General features: G+C 72.9%; 15 protein-coding genes. 10 read left to right on the top strand and 5 right to left on the bottom strand.

Annotation, left to right across the window (positions count from 1 at the left end):
* Window positions 1-185: 185 nt before the first annotated feature.
* Window positions 186-1,535 (bottom strand): helix-turn-helix domain-containing protein, encoded by a 1,350-nt coding sequence (locus tag ACRX5S_RS11455; protein ID WP_436772741.1) that lies wholly within the window; start codon window positions 1,533-1,535, stop codon window positions 186-188.
* Between the two features lie 178 nt (window positions 1,536-1,713).
* Between ACRX5S_RS11455 and ACRX5S_RS11450 the strand changes: the two genes are divergently transcribed.
* The 4 genes from ACRX5S_RS11450 (at window position 1,714) to ACRX5S_RS11435 (ending at window position 6,119) form a co-directional block, all read left to right on the top strand.
* Window positions 1,714-2,946, top strand: coding sequence for an LLM class flavin-dependent oxidoreductase (locus ACRX5S_RS11450; protein ID WP_436772740.1), 1,233 nt, complete (start codon window positions 1,714-1,716; stop codon window positions 2,944-2,946).
* On the top strand, window positions 2,943-3,872 hold the full coding sequence (locus tag ACRX5S_RS11445) for an SDR family NAD(P)-dependent oxidoreductase (RefSeq protein WP_436772739.1): 930 nt from the start codon (window positions 2,943-2,945) through the stop codon (window positions 3,870-3,872). Before ACRX5S_RS11450 ends, ACRX5S_RS11445 begins: the two co-directional genes overlap by 4 nt.
* Window positions 3,869-4,915 carry an alcohol dehydrogenase catalytic domain-containing protein gene (locus tag ACRX5S_RS11440; RefSeq protein ID WP_436772738.1) on the top strand — a complete coding sequence of 349 codons (1,047 nt, stop codon included), beginning with the start codon at window positions 3,869-3,871 and terminating at the stop codon, window positions 4,913-4,915. The genes ACRX5S_RS11445 and ACRX5S_RS11440 overlap by 4 nt, the downstream gene beginning before the upstream one ends.
* A gap of 271 nt (window positions 4,916-5,186) precedes the next feature.
* Complete coding sequence (locus ACRX5S_RS11435) at window positions 5,187-6,119, top strand: amidohydrolase family protein (protein ID WP_436772737.1); 933 nt, start codon at window positions 5,187-5,189, stop codon at window positions 6,117-6,119.
* Between the two features lie 81 nt (window positions 6,120-6,200).
* Here the strand turns inward: ACRX5S_RS11435 and ACRX5S_RS11430 are convergent, their stop codons facing one another.
* Window positions 6,201-6,482, bottom strand: coding sequence for a hypothetical protein (locus ACRX5S_RS11430; protein ID WP_436772736.1), 282 nt, complete (start codon window positions 6,480-6,482; stop codon window positions 6,201-6,203).
* Window positions 6,483-6,524: 42 nt separating this feature from the next.
* Between ACRX5S_RS11430 and ACRX5S_RS11425 the strand changes: the two genes are divergently transcribed.
* The 4 genes from ACRX5S_RS11425 (at window position 6,525) to ACRX5S_RS11410 (ending at window position 16,033) form a co-directional block, all read left to right on the top strand.
* Window positions 6,525-7,412, top strand: coding sequence for an ATP-grasp domain-containing protein (locus ACRX5S_RS11425; RefSeq protein ID WP_436772735.1), 888 nt, complete (start codon window positions 6,525-6,527; stop codon window positions 7,410-7,412).
* Between the two features lie 107 nt (window positions 7,413-7,519).
* On the top strand, window positions 7,520-13,978 hold the full coding sequence (locus tag ACRX5S_RS11420) for a polymorphic toxin-type HINT domain-containing protein (RefSeq protein WP_436772734.1): 6,459 nt from the start codon (window positions 7,520-7,522) through the stop codon (window positions 13,976-13,978).
* A 200-nt stretch (window positions 13,979-14,178) separates the two neighbouring features.
* Window positions 14,179-14,823, top strand: a complete 645-nt coding sequence (locus ACRX5S_RS11415; protein WP_436772733.1) for a hypothetical protein — start codon at window positions 14,179-14,181, stop codon at window positions 14,821-14,823.
* A gap of 133 nt (window positions 14,824-14,956) precedes the next feature.
* Window positions 14,957-16,033 (top strand): hypothetical protein, encoded by a 1,077-nt coding sequence (locus ACRX5S_RS11410; RefSeq protein ID WP_436772732.1) that lies wholly within the window; start codon window positions 14,957-14,959, stop codon window positions 16,031-16,033.
* Window positions 16,034-16,131: 98 nt separating this feature from the next.
* Here ACRX5S_RS11410 and ACRX5S_RS11405 read toward each other — a convergent pair whose 3' ends face one another.
* Entirely contained in the window at window positions 16,132-17,097 is a 966-nt protein-coding gene (locus ACRX5S_RS11405; RefSeq protein WP_436772731.1) for an ADP-ribosylation family protein, read from the bottom strand.
* A 228-nt stretch (window positions 17,098-17,325) separates the two neighbouring features.
* On the opposite strand from ACRX5S_RS11405, the gene ACRX5S_RS11400 reads away from it, so the two are divergent.
* On the top strand, window positions 17,326-17,952 hold the full coding sequence (locus ACRX5S_RS11400; protein WP_436772730.1) for a suppressor of fused domain protein: 627 nt from the start codon (window positions 17,326-17,328) through the stop codon (window positions 17,950-17,952).
* Window positions 17,953-17,958: 6 nt separating this feature from the next.
* On the opposite strand, the gene ACRX5S_RS11395 is transcribed toward ACRX5S_RS11400, so the two are convergent.
* A complete protein-coding gene (locus ACRX5S_RS11395) occupies window positions 17,959-19,092 on the bottom strand; it encodes an alpha/beta hydrolase (protein ID WP_436772729.1) in 1,134 nt (377 codons plus the stop codon).
* A gap of 264 nt (window positions 19,093-19,356) precedes the next feature.
* A complete protein-coding gene (locus ACRX5S_RS11390) occupies window positions 19,357-19,920 on the bottom strand; it encodes a hypothetical protein (RefSeq protein ID WP_436772728.1) in 564 nt (187 codons plus the stop codon).
* A 219-nt stretch (window positions 19,921-20,139) separates the two neighbouring features.
* On the opposite strand from ACRX5S_RS11390, the gene ACRX5S_RS11385 reads away from it, so the two are divergent.
* Window positions 20,140-21,258, top strand: a complete 1,119-nt coding sequence (locus ACRX5S_RS11385; protein WP_436772727.1) for a PP2C family protein-serine/threonine phosphatase — start codon at window positions 20,140-20,142, stop codon at window positions 21,256-21,258.
* The last annotated feature ends 100 nt before the right edge of the window (window positions 21,259-21,358 follow it).

The following is a 21,358-nucleotide window of genomic DNA, read 5'->3' as shown; positions in this document are numbered from 1 at the left end:
CACACCGACGGCCCGCCGGTGTCCGGCCGGTCCCGCACCAGCAGTGTGTGGGTCCGCGTCACCGCGGCGAACGGCGCGACCGGGTACGTCCCGGACGTATGGCTCGCCAGCCGGGGGGACGTCCGGTCGCTCGTCCCCCGCTGCCCGGACGGTTCCGCTTAGCGGGCCAGACGGGGCGGAACCGGTCAGCGGCCACGCACCACGCGGCCGCCGGAAGCCGAACGGGCTCCCGGCGGCCGCTCGTTCGGCGCGGAGGGGGCGATGGTTTCGGGGTCGGGGGCGGTGGAATCGGAGGTCGCTGAGTCAGAGGAGGCGGTGCCGAAAGTGGCGGTGGCCGACGTGGCGGTGCCGGGCGTGGTGGTGCCGGGGGCGGCGCTGCCGGGAGTGGTGGTGCCGGAACTGGCGATGCCGGAAGAGGTTGTGCCGGAAGAGGTGGTGCCCGACGTGGTGGTGTCCGGGCCAGGGGTGCCCGACGTGGCGGTGCCGGAAGTGGGGATGCCCGGGGCGGGGGTTGTTGCCGCGGGGGGCTCGACCGGTTCCGGAGCTCGTCCGCCGAGTGCCCGGGTCACCGACTCCGCAGCCGCGTACAGGCGTTCGCCGAGGGCGGTGACCTCGCGGCCGGTCAGCGGCTCGTGGTGGTCGATGAGGCACAGCACCACGGCCACCGATCCGTCCGCGTCGAAGACCGGCGCGTTGATCGAGGATGCGCGGTACTCGGTGTCCGGGTCGATCACCGCGGGCAGCGCCTCGGCGAGGTCGAACGCCTGCCCCACCTCGTTCATCGCGCGCCGCAGCGCCGCCGTACGACCGGCGATGTCCCAGTCCCCGGTGCCGAGTTCGATCTCCAGGTCGCGCACCAGCGCACCGAGGCGGTCGCGCAGGTGGTCGACCGTCTCCAGCGCCCAGCCGCGTTGCCGGACACCCGCGAGCGCCGGCAGCAGCCCCTTGCGGGCCTCGGCCACGACCGGCGACTCGGGCGGCGCACCGCGCCGGTACGGGCGGCTCCCCGGCCCCTCCTCGGCCGGTTCCGCGTCCAGCGCCGACAGCCACGCCTCGACCGCGTCCGGCCCCGCCCACGCGACGGTGACGGCTGCGAGCGGCGGGCGCGGGCGCACCCGGTCGCCGAGGCGCAGGCCGAACGTCCCCTCCCGGCTCGTGCCGGTGCGCACGAGTTCGCCCACCCGCAGGTCGTCCGCGTCCGCCGCATCACCGCACGGTACGAGCGCGAGGGTGCCGAGGCCGGTCTCGGCGGCGAGCGCGCGCATGACCGGCCGGGTGAGGTCGAGGGGGGTGTCGCCGGTCGCCGCCGCACGTCCGGCCGCGACGACGGCGGGGCCGAGGCGGTACGTGCGCCGCACCGGATGCCGCAGCAGCCACCCCGCACGCGTGAGCGTGGTCAGCATCGGGTGCACGGTGGCCTTGCCGACGCCCAGCCCGCGCGCGATCTCGGCGAGGGTGAAGTCGTCGGAGGGGTGGGCGGCGAGCAGGTCGACCAGTGCGATGAGGCGGTCGGTCTGCGGGGACGGTCGGCTCATTGGCCGCAGCGTACCGCAGTCACGTCGAACGTTCGCATAGTGCGACTCTTGATTCGCGTATCGCGTCCTGTAAGGGTGCGCAGCATCGGTTGTGACGCGGCGTCAGCCGCCGCACGGGCGGTGGACGACGAGCACAGCACCATTCGGTGACACGTGACACAGCATCAGGAGGCCCCGGGTGTCGGCGTACGAGATTGCGGCGGAGGTCGCCGACGGCGGGCGGTGGCCGCTCAGGTTCGGCGTGTTCCTCGCCCCGTTCCACAAGGCGGGCCGGAACCCGACGCTGCTGCTGGAGCAGGACCTGACCCTGCTGGAGCACCTGGACAGGCTCGGCTACGACGAGGCGTGGATCGGCGAACACCATTCGGGCGGCTGGGAGATCGTGGCCTCCCCCGAGGTCTTCATCGCCGCGGCCGCGGCCCGCACGCGCCATCTGCGGCTGGGCACCGGCGTGATCTCGCTGCCGTACCACCACCCGTTGCACGTGGCGGACCGTATGGTGCTGCTCGACCACCTCACGCGCGGCCGCGTGATGCTGGGCGTGGGCCCGGGCCAACTCGCCTCGGACGCTCACATGTTGGGCATCGAGACGGCCCGCCAGCGCGAGATGATGGAGGAGTCGCTGGAGGCCGTCACCGCGCTGCTCGCGGGCCGCGAGCCGGTGACCCGCAAGACAGACTGGTTCACGCTCCAGGACGCGCAGTTGCAGTTGCGGCCCTACCAGGAGCGGCTGGAGGTCGCGGTGGCCGCGACGTTCTCCCCCGCCGGGCCGCGCACCGCCGGGCGGTTCGGAGCGGGCATGCTGTCGATCGCCGCGAGCCAGGAGGGCGGGTTCGACGCGCTGGGCTCCCACTGGGGTGTCGCCAACGAGGTCGCGGCGCAGCACGGGCAGACGGTCAACCGGCGCGACTGGCGGCTGATGGGCATGATGCACATCGCCGAGACGGAGGAGCAGGCGCGGCGCGAGGTGGCGTACGGCCTGCGCGACATCCAGGACTACCAGGCCAAGGTGCTGCCGATCCCGTACGACCCGGACACGCCGCTGGAGGCGCGTCTCGACCACGGCAACGCGACGGGCTCGTTCATCTGCGGCACGCCGGAGATGGCGATCCGTCAGATCGAGCGCCTGTGGCAGAAGTCGGGCGGGTTCGGCGCGTACCTGTTCTTGGGCGCGGACTTCGCGGACCCCGAGGCGACACGGCGTTCTTACGAGCTGATCGCCCGCGAGGTGATCCCGCACTTCACCGGCCAGTCCGCGGGGCCGGTCGGGTCGCAGGACTGGCAGGTGGGCCTGTCGGAGCGGTGGCGGGACCAGACCGCGCAGGCGGTCGGCAAGGCGATGAAGGACTACGAGGCCGACAAGGCCGCGGGTTCGAGTACTGCCGCGGGCTCGGACGGGATGGGCGCATGAGTGCCGCGGACGTGAACGCGGACGCAGTCGCGGGCCGCGCGACCGGCGGCGGCCGCCTCGACGGCAAGGTCGCCCTGGTCACCGGAGCCGGAGCTGGCATCGGCCAGGCGGTCGCCCGCCGCTTCGCCGCCGAGGGCGCGCGCGTGGTCGTGGGCGACATCGACGAGGACGCCTTGAAGGCCCTCGAAGACGAACTGGGCGACCGGGTGGCGGCCCGGCGCTGCGACGTGACCGTCGAGGCGGACGTCGAGGCTTTGGCAGCCCTCGCGGTCGACCGCTTCGGCGGGCTGGACGTCGCGGTCGCCAACGCGGGCGGCGGCGGTTCCGCCGAGCTGGTCGAGCACGACTACGCGGCGTTCCAGCGCATCGTGAACCTGTGCCTCAACGGCGTCTTCCTGACCGTCAAGCACGCCGGCGCGGCGATGAAGGCCGCCGGGCGCGGCGGTTCGATCGTGAACATGGCGAGCCTGAACGCGGTGCAGGCCGGGCGCGGCATGGCGGCCTACTGCTCGGCCAAGGCGGGCGTGGTCGCGCTGACGGAGGTCGCGGCGCTGGAGCTGGGGCGGCACGCGGTGCGGGTCAACGCGGTCGCGCCGGGCCTGGTCCGCACGCAGGCGACCGGCGGGATCTGGCACATCCCGGGCGTCGTCGAGGAGTACGTGGAGAACGCGCCGCTGGGCCGGTATGCGGAGCCCGCCGAGGTCGCGAACGTGGTGCTGTTCCTGGCTTCCGACGAGGCCGGGTTCGTGTCGGGCAGCGTGTACGGGGTGGACGGCGGCGCGCGGACCGGTCGCTACCCGGACCTGATCGGCGCGATCGAGCGCCTGGCCGCGGGCGCTTCGGGCGGCGGTGCCGGTTCCGGCGGCGGCTCGGGTGGCGAGTCGGGCAGCGCGGACGGTACGACCGGGAAGGACGGACGCTCATGAGGGCTGCGGTACTGCACAACGCGCGCGACCTGCGCATCGAGGAGGTGGCGGACCCGGCCCCGGGCCCGGGCGAGGTCCTGCTGCGGCCGCGCTTCACCGGCCTGTGCGGGTCCGACCTGCACTTCTGGGAGGGTGGGCTGCGCGAGGTGCTGGCCGACCCGGTGATCCTCGGCCACGAGTTCTCCGCGGAGGTCGTCGAGGTCGGGCCGGGGGTGACGGAGGCCGCGGTACGGCCCGGCGCGCTGGTCGCGGTCGAGCCGATGTGGACGTGCGGACAGTGCGCGCCGTGCGTGCGCGGAACGTACAACTTCTGCCGCAATATGACGTGGCACGGCCTGTCGCCCAAGGGTGGCGGCATGTCGGGGCTGACGGTGGTGCGCGCCGACATGGTGCACGTGCTGCCGGAGTCGCTGACGGCCCTTCAGGGGGCGCTGGTGGAGCCGGTGTCGGTCGCGCACCACTGTGTGACGCGGGCTCAGGTCCCGGCGGGCGGTACGGCGTTCGTGCTGGGCGCTGGTCCGATCGGGATCGCGACGTACCTGGATCTGCGGGCGCGCGGGGTCGAACGGGTCATCGTCTCCGAGCCGTCCGCGGACCGCCGGGCGGCGCTCGCCGGGCTGGCGGACCTGACCGGTGGCGGGGCGGACCTGATCCTCGACCCGGGCTCGGTGGACGTCGTCGCGGCGGTACGCGAACTCACCGGCGGCGAAGGGGCGGACGCGTCGGTGGACGCCGCCGGTGTGGAGCCGGCGTTCCACGCGGGCATCGCGGCAACCCGGCCGGGCGGACGTATGGTGACCGTCGCGGTGTACATGAAGCCGGTGACGTTCCACCCGATGACGGCTTTCCTGGGCGGGGTCGACATCGTCGCAAGTTGCGCCTATTGCAACGACTTTCCGGCGGTCATCGACGGGATGGTGAACGGTTCCTACCCACTCGACGGCTGGGTGCGACCGATCCCGCTGGAGGACGTCGCCGCGGGTTTCACCGCCCTGGAGGCGGGCACAGAATTGAAGCTGCTGGTCGACGTCCAGGGCTCCTGACACCCGGACGTCGCGGCCCCGAGCGGCGACGTGCGCCGACGGCCGGGATACTCCCCCGTGCCCGGTCGTCGGCCCCGCCGCGCGGTTGCTCACGCGTTCCTCCTGCCGATCCCGTGATCCCGGGCTCGTGCCCCCACAGGTTCCGGCGCCTCCGCCCGCGCTCGCCCGGCGCTCGCCCGGTTCCGCGACGGGCCGTCGCAACGGATCTCCGCGGCGGTTTCTGATACAACGTCAGAACCGGTCCAGAGCCCCTGCGGACAGGAGACGCGGCATGCGGGAGACACCCGAACCACTGGTCCACCCGGGCGCGGCGCGCTTCCGGGTCGTCGACTGCCACCACCACGTGGGCGACGTGCATGCGAGCCTGGGGCTGGGCCCCGGCGACGAACCGCACGGCGGCAGCGCCTCGTCCCCGTCCGCCGGGCCCGCCCTCTCCCCCGAGGTCGCCACCAGGCTCGCCACCATGGACCGGCACGGCGTGGACGCGTCCGTCGTCACCCCCGGGCACGCGTACCTGCGCCCGGAAGGGCTCGCCGACACGCGCCGCGTCAACGACGGGATCGCGGCGTACCGCGACGCACACCCCGACCGGTTCGCCGCCGCCGTCGGCATAGTCGAACCGATGTACGGCCCAGCCGGGATCCCCGAACTCTCCCGCGTGAAGGACGAATTGGGCCTGGCCGGCATCAGCTTCCACGCCCGGTTCCAGGGCGTTTCCACCGACAGCCCGCTGATCCGCGCGCTGCTCGCCCGCATGGGCGAGCTGGGGCTGGTCCCGCTGGTCCACGCGATGGGCGAGGCGCACGGTGAGCCGCTGTGGCAAGTCCAGGCGCTGGCGCGGGACTTCCCCGACCTGACGTTCCTCGTCCTGGACTGCTTCTCGGACTTCGAGCAGTGCCGCCAGGCCCTCGGCGTCGCGGAGCAGTCGCCGAACCTGGTGTTCGACACGTCGCTCGCATACACGTTCGATCTGGTCGAGCCGTTCCTGCGCCGGTTCGGACCCGAACGCCTGGCGTTCGGCACCGATCTGTACTCCGCGCCGCTGGGTTACCGGCGCACTCACGTTCTGGGCCAAATCCTCGACTGCGACGTGCCGGACGCCGTCAAGCAGGGCGTGCTCGCCGGGACCGCCGAACGGCTGTTCGGCCTGGTCAAGGACAGCGCCCGGAGCACCGGCAAGGGCCCCGGCGGGGAGCCGTCGTGACGGCGCTGCGCTTCGGCACCGGCACTGGCACTGGCACTGGCACGAAGGACTTGCCGCCCACGCGGAGTGGCCGCGCGTCGTCTACGACTCGCGGCACCACGCCTCGCCGGAGACGGCCGCGCGCAACGCGGCGCTGGTCGACGAGCCCGGCCTGACGTCGTTCCTGGCCGCGCAGTCGACCGTCACCGAGCGGATCGAGCACTGCGTCGAGCCCCCGCACGGGATCGCCGAGGCGGGCGTACGCGATCTGGTCGTCGCGCAGTTCGTGCCGGAGCCGGCGGCGTTCACGCAGACCTTCGCGGACCGGATCGCGCCGCGCTTGCGGTGGGGACGGGGTCGGACGGTTCGCGGCGCGCGGTCCATCCCCTGCACGATGCGGGATGATTGTCCGGATATCGTGACGCCATGTCCGCACCCCAGGCCGCCAAGGCCCGCGTCGCCCTCGTCACCTGCGCCGAACTGCCCGGGCTCGACGAGGACGAGACCGCACCCATCGCCCCGCTCGCCGCGCGCGGCGTCCTCGCCGAGCCGGTCGTGTGGGACGACCCGGCGGTGGACTGGGACGCGTACGACCTGGCCGTGATCCGGTCGGCGTGGGACTACGCGGGCCGCCGCGCCGAGTTCACCGCCTGGGCGGAGCGCGTGCCGCGCCTGGCGAACCCGGCCGACGTGGTGCGGTGGAACACCGACAAGTCCTACCTGCGCGACCTCGCCGCGGCCGGGGTGCCCGTGGTCGACACGACGTGGCTGGACCCGGACAGCACCGCCACGCTTCCGACCTCGGGCGAGTACGTCGTGAAGCCCGCGGTCAGCAGCGGCGCGCGGAACACCGGGCGGTACGACATGGCCGACTCGGCGCAGCGGGCCCTCGCGGCAGGGCTGGCCACGAAGCTGATCGCGGAGAAGCGCACCGTGATGGTGCAGCCGTACCAGCACGCGGTCGACACCGCGGGCGAGACCGCCGTGCTGTTCCTCGGCGGCCACTACAGCCACGCGATCCGCAAGGGCGCGATGCTCACGGGACCCGCGAGCGAGGTGGGCCTGTACAAGGAGGAGGAGATCACCACCCGCTCCGCCACCGACAGCGAACTCCACGTCGCCCAGCAGGCCCTGGCCGCCGTCCCGGGCGGCGCCCGGCGCCTCCTGTACGCGCGGGTCGACCTCGTCCCGAACCCCGACGGCCACCCGGTCGTCCTGGAGCTGGAGCTGACCGAACCGTCGTTGTTCCTCCGCCACGACGAAGGCGCCCCTGAGCGCTTCGCCGACGCGGTGGTGGCCTACATGGCGCGATAGGCCGCTTTTCCCCCGGATGGGGGACCGTGTCGGACCGGGGTCCGGGATGGGGTCCTGTACTACTGAATTGGGCAACCAATCGGTTAGTACGATGAGAGGCCTCCGCCATGGCGAGGATCCGCACCGTTCTTGTCTGGCTGCTGGCGCTGATTCTGCTCGCCCCTGCCGGAGCGTCCGCCGAGAGCCTGTTCGCGCGGGCGGCCGGGAAGGCGCCGGGGCCCGAGTGGCACCCGTGGAAGGCGGATCCAGGGCGGCACCGCGGCGGGACGACCGCGGCGAAGGGTGAACTGCCGTATCGCGAGCCGGAGTACCGGGCAGCCGACAAGGCCGCGGGGGCGCCGCTGCCGGTCCCCGCCACTTCCGCGGACGGCGGCGCGGCGCGGCAGGCGCGCGGCGCGGATCGTGAGGCGCGTCATGCGTCCGCGTCCTCCGACCTGCTCGGGCTGGAGAAGTTCCACCAGTACGCGCAGATCCCCCTCGGTGCCGGGGCCGCACTGATGGTGAACGCCGCCGACGGGAACGCCGTCGTCGGCTGGAACATCCTCAGCAACCCGTCCCTCGGCCCCGCCGCGTTCCTGCGCGTGACGCACAACGCGCGCGACACCACGAACTCCTCGGCCGGGCGCGGCTGGTCGGTCGCCGCGTCCACGCTCACCCGGCTCGGCTCGCCGCTGGTGTTCGAGCCGGGTGCGGCCTCCGCTTTCGGCCACGCCGAGTCGGTCCGACTGACCGACGGCGACGGCACCACCCACGTGTTCCGCCTCAACCGGCACGGGTCCGACGACCCCGCGGGCTGGGGCTACGACCACCCGCCCGGCGTACACCTGCACTTGGCCCCGACCGGGAGCAAGGACCCGGGCCGGGCCTGGGTGTTCACCCGCCCCGACCGCACTCAGTTCTTCTTCGACCGCCTCGGCCTCCAGACCGCCGTGGTCGACCGCAACGGCAACACGCTGCGCTTCCACTACGACCCCGACGCGGCCGGCCCCGGCCCGGTCGGCCCCGACACGTCAGGTCCCGGGCTGCCCGGCAAACTCAGGCGAGTTGTCGACGCGTCCGGCCGCACCGTCCTCACGCTGGACTATCTGCGGCCCGGCGACGACTACTCCTACCTCGCCGCCGGCGTCGTGCGCAGCGGCACCGGCCTCGCCGACGCCGCGCTCATCGGGCAGTTGCACGCCGTCACCGACGCCGCCGGGCGCCGCGTCCAGCTCACGTACGACGACAGGGGCCTGCTCGGAATCGTCGCCGACGCCGCCGGGACCACCGCCGAGCGCACGCTGCGCTTCGACCACACGTACTCGCCCGACGGCTCGCCCCGCCTGTCCCGCGTCAACGACCCGCTCGGCCACGGCACTTCGATCGAGTACGCAAACGACCGCGTGCGCCGCGTGGTCGACCGCCGCGGCGGCGGCACCGACTACGACTGGACACCCTCGGACCGCGGCGGCAGCACCATGTCCTTCACCGACGCGCTCGGCCGGGTCTCCGCCTACACCGTCGACGCCCTCGGCCGCCCGGTCGCCGCCCGCAACGCCAAGGGCGAAGTCACCGCCCTCACCTGGGACTCCGACAACAACGTCAGCGAACTCCGGGAGGCCAACGGTGCCCTGACGACGTGGGAGTACGACCACAAGACCGGCAACCCGCTCACCATCACCGACGCCCTCGCGAACGCGAAGGGCGGCGACACGGCGTCCACCGGCCTGAAGTACCGCACCCACCTCGACGGACACGTGGCCGACCTGGTCGAGAAGGTCAGCCCCGAAGGCCGCCGCTGGACCTTCGGGTACGACGCGTTCGGCAACCTGACCTCAGTCACCGACCCGCGCGGCAACGCCGAAGACCGGCACGACAAACGCAACTTCACCTCCCGCAACACCTACGACTCCGCCGGGCGCCTCCTGGAGGCGGTCGACGCGCGCGGCAACGGCACGCGCTTCTCCGACCACGACCCCACCGGCTCGCCGCGCACTATCACCGACGCGCTGGGCCACCGCACGACGTTCGTGTACGACGCGGTCGGCAACACCCTCACCGCGACCAACGCGCTCGGGCACGCCACCACGCGCACCTACGACGTCCGCGGCCGCCCGCTGGCGTCGAAGACACCGATCGACACCGCCCGCGGCGTCTTCGCGGTCACCCCGCCGCCCGTCTACGACCCCGACGACAACGTCCTGCGCTCGACGGACCCCAACGGCGCCGTGCGGACCAGCACGTACAACGAGATGGGCCAGGTCGTCACCAGCACCGCCCCCGGCGACGACCCGAACGGGCCCGGGCGCGTGACGACGATGGCGTACGACGCGGTCGGCAACCCGGTCCGCGCGACCACGCCGCGCGGCAACGAGACCGCCGACCCCGACGATTACACGAACTTCGCGTTCTTCGACGAGCTCAACCGCATCGTCGAGACGCGCGACGCCCTGGGCGGACGCCGCACCATGGCGTACGACGCGGTCGGCAACACGGTCTCCGGCACCGACCCCCTGGCCAACGCGCGCGGCTCGGCCCGGCCGACCAGCTCGACCGTGTACGACCTGGTCCACCGCCCGATCGAGACCACCGACGCCGTCGGCGCCACCAGCCGGATCCGGTACGACCGCGACGGACTCGCGACGGTGCGCACCGACGCGTACGGCACCGAGTCGTTCGCCCGCTACGACGCCCGCGGCGCGCTGGTCGAGACCCGGGTGCCGCACCGCAAGAAGCCGGACGGCTCGCTCGAATACCGCGTGACGCGCCACGAGTACGACGAAGCCGGGAACCCCACGCGCGTCTGGTCGCCGCGCGCCATCGCGGAGAACAAGCCGTCGCTGACCGGGGAATCGGAGTTCGACGCGCTGAACCGCGTGGTGCGCACGGTACTTCCGTACGACCCCGGGCACGCGCACGTGAACAAGCGCGACGAGATGCGCTACGAGTTCGATCCGGTCGGCAACCTGGTGAAGTCGATCGCGCCGCCGTCGCGCGAGGGCGGCGAGCCGAGCGTGACGCGGACGGACTACTTCGACAACGGACGGGTCCGGTCGAGCGTCGACCCGTGGCAGATCGAGACGCGGTTCACCTACGACGTGATGGGCAATCAGCTCACCCGCACGATCACCGGCGACGGCGCCAACACCCGGACGATGGGCTGGGAGTATTACCCGGACGGCAAGCTGAAATCCCGTACCGACAAGGGTGCTCCGGCCGCCTCGACGGCCGCGGTGTCGGACGACGCCGACGCCGGGCGGACGACCGCGACCGGCGCGTGGCCGACGTTGGCGCGGGACTCGGCATGGAGCGGGGACGCGCGGGCCCACGCGCTCGCGTCCGGTCCCGGGGAGTTCTCGTGGATGCTCCCGGTGCCGGGCAAGGAGGGCGAGAGCGGCGCGTACAAGGTCGCGGTGTACGTCCCGGCGGGGGTGGCCGCGTCGGCGACGGCCTCGGTGCGGGCGCGGTACACGGTCGACGCGGAGGGCGGCCCGGCCGAGGCGTCCGTCGACCTGCGGCGGACCCTGGAGGAGATCGAGGCGGCGCGCGAGCGCGGGCGGTGGGTCGATCTCGGGGTGTTCCGTCTGCCGCAGGAGCGCGACGCGCGCGTCACGCTGACCGCCGCGGGCGCGGACGGCGACCTGGTCGCCGACGCGGTGCGCGTGGTGGCGGACGCGGACACGGCCGCGAAGGCCGAAGCCGAAGCCGGGGCCGGGGCCGGAGCCGGAGCCGGAGCCGGAGCGGCGAACGCCGGTACAAGTACGGAGAGTTCCACCTCCCACGGCAGGGCCGCGGAACCGCCGGTGCACACGTTCGAGTACCGCTACGACGCCGAGGGCAACCAGGTCGAGGTCGCCGACAAGACGCCCGGCGGGCCCGGCAGCCGGTTCGCGACCGCGTACGACGCGCTCGGACGGCCGTACGAGGTCCGGGAGTTCCAGGGCGGCGAGACGCCCGCCCACACGACGCTTTACGCCTACGACGAGAACGGGAACCTGCGCAAGCGCACCCGCGACGGCGCCGAGTCGGCCTACGAGTACGACCCGCGGGGCCTCGCGCTGACCGCCACGACGCCGGGCACCGGTCAGGGGGCGCAGCCGCGCACGACCACCTTCACGTGGGACCTGCTGGGCCGCCTGGAGTCGCAGGTCAAGGCGAACGGCAACAAGGTGGCGAACGCGTACCACCTCGACGGCCTGCTGTTCACCAGCGAGGAGAAGAAGCAGGGCGGCGCCCTGGTCGCCCGGCACGAGATCGACTACGACGCGGACGGCAACCGCGCGAAGGACGCCGCGCGCACGATGAACGCCGACAAGAAGGGCGCGTTCGTCGACCGCACGTCGGCCTTCACGTACGACCCTCGCAACCGGGTCGAGAAGGTGGTCAAGACGTCCGGCGGCGCGGGCACGGGCGCAGCCGACGCCGAGGACACCACCGAGTCGTACCGGCACGACGCCGGCAACAACGTGGTGTGGCAGGAGATCGCCAAGAAGACCACCGAGTACACCTACGACCGCAACCGGCTGGTGTCGTCCACCGTGCAGGGCGCGGGCGGGGCCTTCGCGTACACCTACGACCCGTTCGGCCGGCTGAGCCGTATTGCGCAGGGGGGTTCGCCGAGCGAGAAGTACACGTACGACGGCTTCGACCGGGTGACCGAACACCGCGCGTGGGCGGTGCCGGGCGCGGGCGAGCCGACCGTCACCACGTCGCGGTACGACCCGCTGGACCGGCGCACCGAGACGACCGCGGACCCCGCGTCGGGACCGGCGAAGACGACCGAGTTCGAGTATCTGGGTCTGGGCAAGGAGGTCGTCGCCGAGAAGACGGGTGGCGAGGCGAAGGCCGAGTACGAGTACGGGCCGTTCGGCGAGCGGCTGTCGCAGACCAAGCCGAAGTCGGAGTCGGACAAGACGAAGGAGACGACGTACTTCGGCTACGGCCCGCACTCCGACGTCGAGGCGGTCACCGACCAGAACGGCGACACGAAGGCGACGTACGGCTACACCGCCTACGGCAGCGACGACCCCGACGCGTTCTCCGGCCCCGACAAGCCCTCCGGCGCCGGGAACCCGGACGGCACCGAGGCGTTCAACGCGTACCGCTACAACTCCATGCGGTGGGACGGTGGTTCGCAGACGTACGACGCGGGCTTCCGCAGCTACAGCCCGGGTCTGAACCAGTTCCTGTCGCGCGACATGTACAACGGCGCGCTCTCCGACCTCAACCTCGGCGCCGATCCGTGGACCGCCAACCGCTACTCCTTCGCGGGCGGCAACCCGATCTCGAACATCGAGATCGACGGGCACTTCTGGGCGGCGCTCGGGCACGCGGTCCTCGACATCGTCGGGACCATCCCGGTGGTCGGCGAGGTGGCCGACGTGGCCAACGCCGCGTGGTACGCAGCCGAGGGCAACTACGAGGACGCCGCCCTGTCGCTGGCCTCCGCGGTCCCCGGCGCCGGGTACGCGGCCACCGCGGTGAAGGCGGGCAAGTGGGGCAAGGCCGCGCTCAAGGAGGTCAAGCGCGAGTTCAAGCAGGAGGTCAAGGACGCCGTCAAGGACGAGGTGAAGGACCTGGTCGCGGAGGAGATCCAGACCCAGGTCGCGGAGAACCTGGAGATCCCGGCGGCCGACCTGCCGATCGTCCTGCCCGGCGGCAAGCGGGGCGGCAAGGGCGGCGGCGGGAGCGGCAAGGCCCCGGTCGCGGCCCCGCGCGCCACGAACTCGATGAGCTTCGCCGGGTCGGGCCCCTCGGGCGGCGCGTCCAAGTGCAGCTTCGCGCCCGGCACTCCGGTGCTCATGGCGGACGGCGCCGCCAAGGCGATCGAGGAGGTACGCCCCGGCGACCGCGTCCTGGCCACCGACCCGGTGTCGGGCGTCACCGGCCCGCGTACGGCCACCGCGGCGCACGGCAGCGAGGGCGACAAGGACGTCGTACGGGTCGGTGTCGACCTCGACGCCGACAAGGGTTCGCGGACCGCGACGATCGAGGTCACCGGCAACCACCCGTTCTGGCTGGAGGCGGACAAGGCCTGGACCCGCGCGGACGAACTCGCGGCCGGCGACTGGCTGCGGACGTCCGCGGGGACGTACGTCCAGGTCACCGCCGTCGCCACGGAGCAGCGGCGACTCAAGGTCCACAACCTCACCGTCGCCGAACTGCACACCTACTACGTGTTGGTGGGCTCCGCCCCGGTACTCGTCCACAACTGCAAAGGGGCGCAGTGGACCCCGGACCCGAACTACTCGTACGACGCGGTGTCCGCGAGGAGCGCCGCGAACACCGCCTTCTACGAGACGCCGCAGGACATCCACGATCTGGTGACGGCGATCGTGAACGATCCGAACTACCGGCAGCGCATGACCGGTCCGGCCGGCAGCCGGAGGCCCGACGTCTACCAGGCCCACGACGCTTCGCGGGCGTCCAAGCGCTGGAAGAACGCCTCGATCTACGACAACGGCGACCCGACGAGCCAGGCACGCGTCCTGGTCGACAAGGACGGCAACATCGGCTACGCCGGGCGCACGAAGGACGGCAAGCACAACTACAACCAGATCAATCCCTACCCGTGGGCGAAGCGGTAGGAGGGACGGGGAAGGCCGGGTGCCGGTCGGTGCCGATCGGGTGGACGGCGCGGTCGTAGGCTCTGCCGGGGTCGCGTCGGCGGCTTGCGCAGGACCGGTGGACGTACAGGGCCGTCCGCCGCAGCGACGACCGTTCAGGCGCCGGAGCGCGCGGACGAGACAGGGCCCGGGTAGCGGGCGGAAGCGGAGCGGCGCGGATCATGGCGGAGCATTGGCGGACCGGGCCGCTGGCGGAGGCGGGACTGCGGTTCCTGGGCATGGTGGCGCCTGACGTACCGCTCATCCCGCCCACGACGGCGGCGTTCGCCGGGCACTTCCCCCTGCCCGAGGGCCGATTCGACGCCGTGTCGGTGGAGTTCGACGACCCGCATCTCCGCGACCGCTGCAACGCCGAGTGGCACCGGTTGTGTTCGGACGGCGGGCTGGTGGCGGCCGGCGGTTCGGCCGCGGCGCGCGACGGCGGCTTCCTGGTGGCCGTCCTCCGTACGGACGACGACGGCAGACGCGTGTGGTGGTGGGCGCGCGTCGGGTTGGACGAACCGTGGGACATCATCGGCGCGGGCGCGGCCTCCGGCGCGCTCGGCGCGGGCTGGTGCCACCCGGGGTTCGTGATGCTGTCGGCCGACGGCCGCAATGTCGTGCGCGGGGACGAGGGCCAGTCTTCCGTGGAAATCGTCCTGGTACGCGACCCGCAGCGCGTCCCGCGGCTGCGCGAACACGGCGCGCGGACGGCCGGGCAGGCGTACACCGATCCCTTCACGCGCGCCGCGATCGAGCGCTGGCTCGCCGCCACTGCCGACGACGCGGATGACGCGGATGGCGCCGGTGACACGGGAAGCGGGTGACACGGGGGAAGCGGATGACGCGGCAAATGCGGGTGGCACGGAACGCGCTTAATCCGCCCGGGCGGCGGGTACCGGGCGGCTTCACATTCCGGCAACGCGGTTGGTGCCGCTTGTCCCCTGCTGGGAGCGTTCGATGGCTGTGAGATCAGGGCTTGTCGGTGCGGTAATCGGCTTGTCGTTGCTGGGAGTTCCGGCGGTGGCCGCGTCGCCCTCGGGACCCGCGGCGGAGGTGGGCGACATCGCCGTCGACGCCGCGCGCAAGCGGGTCTACTACTCCTCCGGCGCCGCCGCCAACCAGGTGATTTCGGTCGGATTCGACGGCCGCGGAAAGAAGGTGCTGGAGAACCAGCTCGGCGCGTCCGGGCTCGTCCTGAGCGCGGACGGCAGGACGCTGTACGTCGCCCTCGCCGCCGGCGACGCCATCTCCGCGATCGACACCGAGACGCTCACCGAGCGGGCCCGGTACGCGCTGACCCCGCACAGTTGCCCCACCCACCTCGTACGCTCCGGCTCCGACGTGTGGTTCGGCTACGGGTGCGACGCCTGGACCGGCGAGATCGGCAGGCTGGACACGTCGGTCGAGCCCGCGGTGCCGACGTACGGCCACCAGGCCCCGGAGCCGGGCAACCCCGAGAAGGACCAACGCCGCTTCGAACGCGCGCCGTTGCTCGCCGAGGGCGGGGACGGCGCGGCGCTGCGCGTGGTCGCGAGCCAGCCCCACATCAGCCCGGCCAACGTGCGCGTCTACCGCGTCGACGGCGGCAAGCTCGCCGAGGAGGGACGGCAGGACCGCGGCGGGAGCAACCTGACCGACCTGGCAGTCGGCGCGGACGGTGCGCTGTTCTACACCGCGGCCGGATCGCAGGACCACGTGAGCGCCTACCGCGCCGACAAGGACATGGGCGGCGCGGGTGCGTGGCGTACCGGCCGGTCCCCCAACTCGGTCGCGACGTCGCCCGACGGGACCTGGCTGGCGGCCGGGGTGCGCACCGCGGGCGCGGACGGCACGTCGGTGTACGTGCACGCCCCCGACGCCGGACGCGACCCTCGGACGTACCGCCTCCCGCCCGGCGAGCGCCTCATGGACCGCGGCCTGGCGTGGTCGCAGGACGGCAGGGCCCTGGCGATCGTGGCCCGGAAGGGGCAGGAGTCGGCACCGGTCGTCCACGTCGTCGATCCGTCCCGCGAGCACGCGGGCGACGGCGAGTAGACGTCGGCTCCCGAGCCCATCCCTGGAGACCGTCCCTGGAGCCGTCCCAGGAGGCCGTCCCAGGAGGCCGGCTCCGGAGACGGACCCTGGACGTCGCCTCAAATCACCTGAACGCTCTTGATCTGCCGGTGCCGGTAGTGGGCCTCCGCGACACCCGCGAGCGCAGGCCGGTCCAACGCCTCGTACGCCGCCGTGAGGAGGTCATGCGCGTACGCCTCCCGCTCCTCCTGGAAGCCCGACGTCCAGTGCAGGTCCCGGCCCAGCGCCAACGCCTCCGCCGGGTCGCCGTCCTCGCAGCGCCGCCGGGCCTCCTGAACCGCGGCGGCCAGGGCGTCGGCGTCGTTCAGGATCGCGTGGACCGGGCCCGCGAACCGGCCCAGGTCGGTGCGGTTCTGCGGCTGCCGGCTCAGCACCGTCTCGCCGTCGGCCAGCGCCCCGCCGCCGTCCAGGGTCGTGGCGCAGTCGTGGAGGATCGGCGGCCAGGCGAACGTGTACTTGCGCGAGTACTTGTCGCCGACCTGCTCGCGGTCGCCGGTCTCGAACGCGGTCACCGCGTCCCGCAGCCCGGACAACTCGTCCAGGCGTTCGGCCAGTTCCTCGCCCTCGTGGTAGTCGTGCGCGTCGCGCACGAACAGTTCGAGCCGGGCGCGGATCGCCTCCAACGGCGTCGACGCGGTGATGTCCAGTTCCCCGGCGTCGTTGTTGTAGTACGACGCGACACGAGCGCAGGTCTCCCCGTCCTCGAACCACAGCCCGTAGTGCAGCCCGTCCGAGCCACCGTGCATGAACGTCAGGAACTCGGGCGGGTCGCGGTAGAAGCGCCCGTGCGCGCGCACGTCGACGCCCTCCTCCTTCGGCTGCGCGTCCGGGTCCGCGAACAGGTCAGAGATGCCGAAGGGGCGCAGCTCCATGTCGCGGAGCAACCGCGCCTGGTCCTGGTCGAGGGACCCGAGAAAGGTGTCGTACCGGAACAGGGATTCCGGCAGCTCCAGTCCCCAGTCACGGCGGACGCGCTCCGCGACCGCGGCGTGCAGCTCCTGCGTTCGGGCTCGCTCTTCCGGCATGACCCATCCCCTGCCTCGTGTGTGGTTTCCGGTGCCGTCGGCCACGCTACCGATCTCCCCGCGCCCGCGTTCCCGTCGCCGCGGGTGCGAGGGAAGTCCCTTGGAGTTGCGCCCGATCCGTGCGACAGGCAGGTGGGCGACCTAGGGTGGCCGGACGCCCACGGGGGACGCGGAGCGGGCGTGTCGGCATGCGCGGCATCGGAATTGAGACTGGTAGGGCTCTTGCTCATGGATGAGGCACCCGGCTGGGCGGCGATCGAGGCGGCCTTGGAACGCGTGTACGGGGATGTGGAGCCGTACGGCCACCTGGGCACCCAGGTCCCGTACGCGCTCGGCGGCCCGGACCCGCTGGACGGCATCTCCCTGTACCGCCGCAAGGAGCCGGTCCCGCACTGGCACCTTGTCGGCTTCGGGATGTCGGAGCTGTACGGCAAAGACAGCGACGAACCGGAAGTGTCCGGCTACGGCTTCGAGTTCAGTGTCCGCGTGGCCGACCACGGCGACGACGACAGTGACGACGGCGTGCCGATGTGGGCGGCCGTGCTGCTCCAGGTGCTGGCCCGGTACGTGGTCGGCAACCGGCCCTTCGCACCCGGCCACACGATCCACGTCGCGCCGGGCACGTTCGGCGCCGACACCGCGACGGAACTCGCGGCACTGGCCTTCGCCGTCGACCCGGACCTGGGCGTCATCGACACGCCACACGGCTCGGTGACGTTCCTGGAGGTCACGGCGCTCACGGAGGACGAGTACGCGGCGGCCAGGGGCGGCAACACCGCGGCCGTGCTCGACCGCATCAGCGCGCGCACGACCCGCCCGACGGTGATCGACCGTACGCGCGGCTCCCTGCTCTGACGCGGATCAGACCACGACGCCGGCGCCGTCCCCGGGGTCTTCCGCGGGCTGTGCCGTAGTGGGCCCCGTCGCCGCGGACCCGGCAACCGCCATCGCCCGCCGCACCTCCGCGGCGATCTCCCCCAGCGCCGTGCCGCAGTGGCGCTCCACGCAGGCGAAGCTCGCGAAGCCGTGGAAGAGCAGGTCGAAGCGGCGCAGCGTGACGTCCACGCCCGCGGCGCGCAGGCGTTCGGCGTACGCCTCGCCCTCGTCGCGCAGCGGGTCGAGGCCGCCGGTGGCGATGTAGGTCGGGGGCAGTCCGGCCACGTCCGGGTCGAGGATCACCGACAGGCGTGGGTCCTCGCCGTGCGGCACCAGGGACGCTATGAGTCCGCCCTTGCCGGTCCACGTCTCGGTGTCGATGACGAAGCCCTTGCCGTACGCGTTGCGGGAGGCGTATTCGCCGAGCAGGTCGGTGGCCGGGTAGATGAGGAGCGTCCAGGCGGGCGGGGTGCTCCCGGTGCGGAGCGCGTCGTGGGCGACGGCCGCCGCGAGGTTGCCGCCGGCGCTGTCGCCGCCGACCGCGATGCGCCCCGGTGCCGCGCCGAACCGGGCGGGGTCGCCGGTGACGTGCCGGAACACCGCGACGGCGTCGTCCGACTGCGCGGGGAACCCGTGTTCCGGGGCAAGCCGGTAGTCGGCGGACAACACACGCACGCCCGAGCGGGCGGCCAGGAACCGGCAGACCGGCTCGTGGCTCTCCACTCCGCCGAGGATCCAGCCGCCGCCGTGGAAGAACACGAGCAGCGGACCTGGCTCGCGGCTGCCGGGCGGTTCGTAGAGGCGCGCGCGGAGCGGCCCGGCGGCGCCGGGCACGGTGAGGTCGCCGACGCGGAGGTCGCGTCCCTCGCTGCCGGCCAGGATCGGTCCGCCGCGCTCGCTGTCGGTGCGCAGGCGCGCGAGGTCATGCAGGCCGGCGGGCATGCTGCGCTGTATCAGCCGCATGACGACGCGGCTGGGGACCGGGAGTTCGCGGCCGTCGTCGGTGTGGACCGGCGGTCCGGCGAAAGGGCGCAGCAGCGGCGCGGGCAGTGCGAGCGCACCGCGCAGCATCGCCGACGCCGCACGGGCTCCCCGCGCACCGAGTCGAGGCGCGACCAAGGCGGTTCCTCCCGAGGCCGTGGCCGGACACGACGCCCGGCAGGGTGCCCGCACGTTATCCGACGGGCCAGAAGAAGGCAGCACCGCCGTGCCGCCATCTTGCGGGTATGGCGGGTCACCCCTCAGGGGGCCGACCGTCAGCACACATCCGTCACACCTGTGCATCCCACACACGTGTCGCCACCCCGGAAAGCGCCCCTCGCGATCACCGCCCCGTGCTCACCGCCCCGTGCTCACCGCCTCCGCGATCACCGCGCACGCGCATCAACGGCCGCGCGTCGACGCCTTGAGCACCGCCTTGCCCCGCGGCGACAGCCGGTAGCCCGTGGGCAGGCTCTCCGTCAGGCCGAGTTCCTTGAGCCTGCGTACCGACGCCTTGAAGCTCCGCTTCTCCCTGCCGACCTGGGCCGCGAGATCAACCGCGCGTACACCCGGCTGGGCGGCGATCATCGCCAGCGTGGGCACCGCCCAGTCCCCCATCCGGGCGACGCGGTCCCGCAGGGCGTCGAGGTCGCGGCCCTTGGGTACGTCCTCGCGCAGCGCGATGCGCGGGTCCTCGCCCGCGAGGTGCAGGGTGATGCGGTAGAGCGTCCCTTCGCGGGCGTCCACCGCGCGGCGCAGCGCGTCGAGCGAGGCGAACCCGGCGCGCCGGGCGTCCTCGGCGGTGAGGTCGGCCGGGTCCGCCTCCTCGATGCCGTCGACGGCGAGCACGCCGATCCTGGTGCGCTGCGTGCTCCCGGCGTGCACGCGCTCGGTGTCCCAGGTGCGGAAGACCAGGTCGATGTCGCCGGCGGCGATGCCGTCCAGGACGGCCCGTTTGAAGAGCACCGGTTTCACTCCCTTCGTGTCCTGTACGGCTCCGCACGCCGCACGGCGCCGCCGTCTCCGCCGCGGAGCCGCTGATCGGTCGGTCGGCACAACAGCCGGTACCACCGGCCGGTACCACCTCCGCCATCTGTCCACACCAGGCGCCTCGGTCAGGGGAACTGTCCCGCGTCCGGCCGTGTCGTCCGATGGAGCAAACAGCATCAAATGTAGTGTTTCCGGATGTTCAGCTCCCGCCACGACGAGGGCAGCGCGAGCGGGAACCCGCTGGTGCAGATCGCCCGTTGGGCGCCGATCGGGCTGCTCACGATGGCGGTCGCCGTGGACGTCGTCACACCCGGCACGCAGCGGTTCGACCGTTACCTGGCCGCCGCCCCCGCCCTCGCCGCCGCGACGTGGGGCGTGGTCGGCACCGTCACCATCGGGGCGTTCGCGTGCCTGCTCCAGATCCTGCTGGGGTACGACCGCGGCTCCCACTACCAGGCGCCCGCGTTCAACTCGATGGTGGTGATCGCCGTCGTGACGCTCGCCGCCGCGTACGCGAGCCACGTGCGCCAGCGGCAGGAACGCGACCTCTCCGACGTGCGCGCGGTGGCCGAGACCGCGCAGAGCATGGTCCTGCGCCCGCTGCCGCGCCACCTCGACGACGTCGACCTCGACGTCCTGTACGTGGCGGCACAGGCGCAGGCCCGCATCGGCGGCGACTTCTACGAGGCGCTGCGTACCGAGTACGGGGTGCGCCTGGTGCTCGGCGACGTGCAGGGCAAGGGCCTTCCGGCGGTCGAGGTCGCGTCGGTGCTGCTGGGGTCGTTCCGTGAGGCGGCGTACGACGCTCCCGACCTCGCGGCGCTGGTCGCGCGCATGGAGCTGAGCATGGCGCGCTACACGCAGCAGCCGCCGGTGTCCGACGCGTCCGAACGCTTTGCGACGACGCTGCTGATGGAGATCCCCGAAGGACGGCCGGTGGCGCGCGTCCTCAACATGGGGCATCCCGCCCCCCTGTTGATGCGCGGACGGGCCGTCTCGGCGGTCGAACCGGTGTCGCCGCTGCTGCCGGTCAACCTGTCCGGTCTGGCGGAGGGGGCCGCCGACGCCCCCGACGCGTATGCGGTCGAGACGGTGCCGTTCACCCCCGGCGACCGGCTGCTGCTCTACACCGACGGCGTCAGCGAGACCCGCGGCGCGGACGGCTCCTTCTACCCGCTCGCCGCGCGGGTGCGCGGGTGGATCACCGAATCCCCCGCCGACCTGCTGGAACTCCTGCGTGTGGACCTGGCGGAGTTCGGCGCGAGCCCGGGCGACGACGACGTGGCCGCGTTGGTGGTCCGCCGCCACCCGTGAGCGAGGCCCTTGAGCGACGCCCGCAAGCGACGCTCGGTGAGCGAGGCTCGGTGAGCGACACCCCTGAGCAACGCTCCGTGCGCGGACGCCCGGCTCGCCG

This window comes from Yinghuangia sp. YIM S09857 (assembly GCF_051388915.1).
Lineage (GTDB): Bacteria > Actinomycetota > Actinomycetes > Streptomycetales > Streptomycetaceae > Yinghuangia.
The sequence above is the reverse complement of the archived record's forward strand: the minus strand, read 5'-3'. Positions and strand labels throughout refer to the sequence as shown.

Excerpts from the sequence above, each read along its gene's own strand:
- ACRX5S_RS11455 (WP_436772741.1), bottom strand. The coding sequence starts at position 1,535 with ATGAGCCGACCGTCCCCGCAGACCGACCGCCTCATCGCACTGGTCGAC.
- ACRX5S_RS11445 (WP_436772739.1), top strand. The coding sequence starts at position 2,943 with ATGAGTGCCGCGGACGTGAACGCGGACGCAGTCGCGGGCCGCGCGACC.
- ACRX5S_RS11440 (WP_436772738.1), top strand. The coding sequence starts at position 3,869 with ATGAGGGCTGCGGTACTGCACAACGCGCGCGACCTGCGCATCGAGGAG.
- ACRX5S_RS11435 (WP_436772737.1), top strand. The coding sequence starts at position 5,187 with ATGCGGGAGACACCCGAACCACTGGTCCACCCGGGCGCGGCGCGCTTC.
- ACRX5S_RS11430 (WP_436772736.1), bottom strand. The coding sequence starts at position 6,482 with ATGGACCGCGCGCCGCGAACCGTCCGACCCCGTCCCCACCGCAAGCGC.
- ACRX5S_RS11425 (WP_436772735.1), top strand. The coding sequence starts at position 6,525 with ATGTCCGCACCCCAGGCCGCCAAGGCCCGCGTCGCCCTCGTCACCTGC.
- ACRX5S_RS11420 (WP_436772734.1), top strand. The coding sequence starts at position 7,520 with ATGGCGAGGATCCGCACCGTTCTTGTCTGGCTGCTGGCGCTGATTCTG.
- ACRX5S_RS11415 (WP_436772733.1), top strand. The coding sequence starts at position 14,179 with ATGGCGGAGCATTGGCGGACCGGGCCGCTGGCGGAGGCGGGACTGCGG.
- ACRX5S_RS11410 (WP_436772732.1), top strand. The coding sequence starts at position 14,957 with ATGGCTGTGAGATCAGGGCTTGTCGGTGCGGTAATCGGCTTGTCGTTG.
- ACRX5S_RS11405 (WP_436772731.1), bottom strand. The coding sequence starts at position 17,097 with ATGCCGGAAGAGCGAGCCCGAACGCAGGAGCTGCACGCCGCGGTCGCG.
- ACRX5S_RS11400 (WP_436772730.1), top strand. The coding sequence starts at position 17,326 with ATGGATGAGGCACCCGGCTGGGCGGCGATCGAGGCGGCCTTGGAACGC.
- ACRX5S_RS11385 (WP_436772727.1), top strand. The coding sequence starts at position 20,140 with ATGTTCAGCTCCCGCCACGACGAGGGCAGCGCGAGCGGGAACCCGCTG.